At 75.8% G+C, this 4,232-nt stretch carries 3 protein-coding genes and 1 pseudogene; 2 read left to right on the top strand and 2 right to left on the bottom strand.

The window, feature by feature from the left end; all coding sequences use genetic code 11:
* Nucleotides 1-214: 214 nt before the first annotated feature.
* A complete protein-coding gene (locus AMY39116_RS0341615) occupies nucleotides 215-1,348 on the bottom strand; it encodes an MFS transporter (RefSeq protein ID WP_084506239.1) in 1,134 nt (377 codons plus the stop codon).
* A gap of 5 nt (nucleotides 1,349-1,353) precedes the next feature.
* Here AMY39116_RS0341615 and AMY39116_RS0341610 point away from each other — a divergent pair, with 5 nt between their 5' ends.
* Nucleotides 1,354-1,875 (top strand): MarR family winged helix-turn-helix transcriptional regulator, encoded by a 522-nt coding sequence (locus AMY39116_RS0341610; RefSeq protein WP_157358881.1) that lies wholly within the window; start codon nucleotides 1,354-1,356, stop codon nucleotides 1,873-1,875.
* 663 nt (nucleotides 1,876-2,538) lie between these two features.
* On the opposite strand, the gene AMY39116_RS0341605 is transcribed toward AMY39116_RS0341610, so the two are convergent.
* The gene (locus AMY39116_RS0341605) at nucleotides 2,539-3,063 is read right to left on the bottom strand and encodes an MOSC domain-containing protein (protein WP_020423509.1); all 525 of its coding nucleotides are present in this window, start codon (nucleotides 3,061-3,063) and stop codon (nucleotides 2,539-2,541) included.
* Between the two features lie 53 nt (nucleotides 3,064-3,116).
* Between AMY39116_RS0341605 and AMY39116_RS44450 the strand changes: the two are divergent.
* Nucleotides 3,117-4,232, top strand: a pseudogene (locus AMY39116_RS44450) (ABC transporter permease); the annotation flags it as partial.

Here is a 4,232-nt window from a genome sequence, read left to right as displayed (position 1 = left end):
CCGCCCGGCTCGTGCCTCCCGCCCGGCTCGTGCCTCCCGCCCGGCTCGCGCCTCCCGCCCGGCTCGCGCCTCCCGCGCCGAGTGCTCGGCTGGACCACCCCTGTAGCCAGGGTTTCGGCTGTGCCCGGGGGGTGCTGGGCACGTGCCTTCCCGTGGCTCGGGCCCGCTCGGCGGCGGCCTGGCGACTTCGCGCGGCGCCTCCGTCAGCTCCCGCTCACCGCAAGGCGCCCACGTCCGGCAGGGTGCGCCGCCTCGTCGCGGCCACCGCCAGCGCGATCACCAGCGCCCCGCTGACCAGGAGGAACGCCGGGCCGCCGCCGTAGCGGTCGCCGACCGGCCCGGCCAGCGCGGAGCCCGCCGCGCTGCCGATCTGCCCCAGCGTCGTCAGCCAGCCGTACAGCTCGCCGCTGCGGTCCTCGCCGACGCCCGCCACGAGCTGGTCGTGCACCGCGAGCCACGGCGCCAGCGCCAGCCCGAACACGGCGATCACGACGGCCATCACCGCGACACTGCCCGGCAACGCCAGCGGGAGCGACGTCAGCGCGAGAGCGCCCAGCAGCGCGGTGTAGGTGTTCCGCTGAGCACTACGCGGCGGCCGGGCCGCCAGCGCCACCCCGCCCGCGAGGCTGCCCGCCGACCACACCGCGACCAGCAACCCCGACTGCCCGGCGGCACCCTCGTGCTCGGCGAATGCCGGCACCAGCACCCACATCGCCCCCATGCACACCCAGTAGGCGAGGTAGGCCGCGCCGAGCGTGTGCACGGCGGGGTCGCTCAACAGGCCACCGCGCCGCGGCCGGGCACGCTCGAACACGGGCACCAGCACGACCCCGACGACCAGCCCCGCGGCGCCGGCCAGGGTCGTGACGGCCAGCGCCGCAGTCGGCCCTGCCAGCGCCACCCAGCCGCTCACCCACAGCGGCCCGCCGATGTAAATCGTTTCCAGCGCGACCGAGTTGACCGCGTACGCCCTGGTCAGCTGCGGTCTCGCGAGGCGGGGGAGCATGGCGCGCAGGCTCGCCGACACCGGCGGGGTGGCCAGTCCCGAGGCCGCGGCGAGCCCGGTGAACAGGGCCGGCCCGTGGGTGCCGGCGAGCGCGAGCTGGGCCGCGGTGAACAACGCGCCGGACAGCACGAGGACCCGCCGGTCGCCCGAGACCGGCAGCGCGCGAGCCCACAGGGGAGCGGCGACCGCGGTGCCGATGGCCGCCGCCGCGCCCGCCAGGCCCGCGGCGGTGAAGCTGCCGGTGGCCTCGACGCCGGTGAGCGTCACCAGCAGTGGCCGCATCGCGATGGGCAGCTGGGCGAGGTTCAGGCAGCCGATCAGCACCAGGGCGCGTACATTCATAACTTATGAATGAGCCGGAACAGCGGAGCGCAAACCTGCTCGGCGCGATGTCGCTGCTGGTGGCCAGCGCGGTGCGGGACGCGGTCACCGAGGCTGTCGGCGCCGGTGGAGCGCTGGGGGAGGCGCTGATCGCCATCAAGGACCAGCCGGGCCGGACGGCGGACTGGCTCGCGGGGGTCCTGCACATCTCCCAGCCCGGCACTGCGCACCTGGTCCGGCGGCTGACCGAGCAAGGCTGGATCACGCGCGAGAGCGAAGGCCGCAGGCGCCCGCTGAGGCTCACCTCGGAGGGCGAACGCCGGGCGGCGGATGCGCTGGCCGCGCGGCAGGCCGTGCTCGACCGCCTGGTGGAGCGCCTGTCCGGCGAGCAACGCGCGCAGCTCGCCGCGGTGGCCGAGGCGCTGCTCGGCCCGGAGGCCCGCAGCGAGCAGACCCTGGCCGAGCTGTGCCGCCTGTGTGACCGCTCGGTGTGCCGGAAGTGCCCGGTCCACGAGGGATGGCGCAAGTGCCGCCCGGGAGGTGGATGACCGGCGGGTGAGGCTTGCCCGCCGGCGGGTGGTGACACCAGCGGGGGGCGGGAAGGTGCCGCCGCCCAGGCGGAGGTGGCAGGTGGGAGGCCAGAGCCGGGCGGCCCGGGCGCCGTAAGCTGCCGCCCGCAGATTGATGCCACGCGCGGCCGGGTGGGTGGTGCCGCGGCGCGGAGCGGGACGCTGCGAGCCGGTGTGAGGCGGGCGGTGCCACGATCTGCGGCTGGCGCTGGGGCAGGCGGGTGGGTGGTGCCGGTCCGTGGGCTGGCGCCGCGACGTCGGGATCGCATGGGCAGGTGGGTGGCGCGTGTCGCGGCCGGGTGGGTGGTGCCGCCGGGTGGGTGGTGCTACGGCCCGTGGACTGGTGCTACGGCCCGTGGACTGGTGCTACGGCCCGTGGACTGGTGCTACGGCCCGTGGACTGGCGCTGCGAGTCGCCGCAAGGAGGGCGGGCGGGTGAGCGCTGCGTATCGCGGCCCGGTGGGGCGGTGCCCGGGGGCGGGTGCTGCCGAGCGGGCGCGTGGCGCGGAGGTTCCGGGTGGCGGAGCGGCCTGAAGCGCCGCTGCCGTGGGCGGTGCCGCGCGAATCATGCACGTTGTATACAACCGGTGTGCGACGGCTCAGGCGACGTGCGGCACTACACGGACAGCCCGTGCTCACCCATCACGCCGATTCCGGTCGCTCCGTCAAAATCAGCAGTTCGGCCGCACCCACCCGGAGGACCCCGTCGTCCAAGGGGACGCACCGGACCCCGCCGTGGCCGCGCAAACGGCGGAAAGCGCCGGGTGCGAACGCGACGTCCATCCACGCACACGGGTGCGCGGGGCGGTGCGCCTGGAACCGCACGGGACCCGCGCCGCTGTCGAGGCTGAACACCGCTCCGGGCGTCGTCCGCGTGCGGGCGAGCGTGTCGACGTCGAAGCCACGCAACACGATGTTCCGCCGGGCCCGCACCGGATCGGGCGAGGTCAAGCCGAGGGCGTCGAGCGCCTCGGCCGCGAACACGGTCACCGCCGCTTCGCGATGCGCCGGGTGGTTGAAGTACCTGTCCCCGACCAGCCCCAGCCCGGCGCGCACCGTCACCGACTCGCGCGCCACCGCACCCGGCTCGGGGCGGGGCCCGTCGGCCGGGCGGCCCTCGTAGGCGTGGACCGGCGACACGACGAGCGCGACGATCTCGACACGCACCCGCGCCAGAATACTTGATCGACCGGGCCCGCCCGCCGTGCGAGACTGCGCTGGTGAACCACTGGGGGTTGCCGTCGCCGTGGTCGCGCGCGCCGTGGATGCTGCTGCGCCGGCCGTCCGTCGCGGTGGCCGTGGCGGCTGCGGCGTTCCTCGTCGCGCTGCCCGCGGCCGCCGCCGCGTTGTTCCTGTCCGCCGCGGGCAACGCCGCCCTGCAGAGCCAGGTCGCCGACGCCTGCCCGGCCTACACCGGCGCGCACGTGAGTTCGGCCCTGCGCCTGGACAATCCGGCACTCCTCGACGCGCGCGAGCGGGCGCTCACCACCGAGGGCGGCCGCGTGCCACGGCTGTCCGCACCCGTGACCACTCTCTTGCAGCAGGGCGAGTTGGGCCGCAACAAGGTGAACCTGGTCGCCCGCACCGGGTTCGCCGACCATGTGCGCGTCCTCGACGGCGGCCGCGGCCCCGGCGTGTGGCTGCCCGACGGGTTCGCCGCGGAGAAGGGGATTCGCGCCGGTGACCACGTCCCGGTCACCACGGCCGGCCGCACCGTCACGCTCCCCGTCGCGGCGGTGTACCGGGACCTGCGGTCCGACCCCGACCAGCCGTACTGGTGCAGCCTCGCCGAGCTGTACCGCGGCAAACCGCTCGGCGAGACCCCGATCTACCCGCTCGCGCTCCTGTCGCGGGAGGACTTCCTCGGCGCGGCGGGAGGCAGCGGAGTCCAGATCGGCACCACGATCGAACTGCCGCTCGACGCGGACGGCCTCACCACCGCGAACGCCGTGCCCGTCCTCGATGGCCTGCAACGGCTGCGCGACGACACCAACCAGGCCGTGGACCGGTACCCGGACCGAGTCCAGTTCGTCTCGAACCTGCCCGCGATGACCGACCGCGCGAACCTCGTCGTCCGCGCGCTCACCGGCACGGTCGTGCCCCTCGCCGCGGCCGCCACGCTCGCCGGGCTCGTCGTGGCCGGTGCGGCGGGCGGGTTCTGGGTGGACCGGCGCCGGGCCGAGCTGACCGTGTTGTCCGCGCGCGGCGTCGGCCCGGCCGCGCTCGCCGGGAAGGCCGTGCTCGAAGTCGCGCTCGTCGTCGCCGCCGGGGTGGCCGGCGGCTGGTTCGGGCCGCGGGGCCCGGGTCGGCTTGGACAGGCCCGAGCGGGCCTGTTC

Source organism: Amycolatopsis sp. ATCC 39116, assembly GCF_000231075.2.
GTDB lineage: Bacteria > Actinomycetota > Actinomycetes > Mycobacteriales > Pseudonocardiaceae > Amycolatopsis_E > Amycolatopsis_E tucumanensis.
This window is presented reverse-complemented; position numbering and strand designations above follow the sequence as displayed.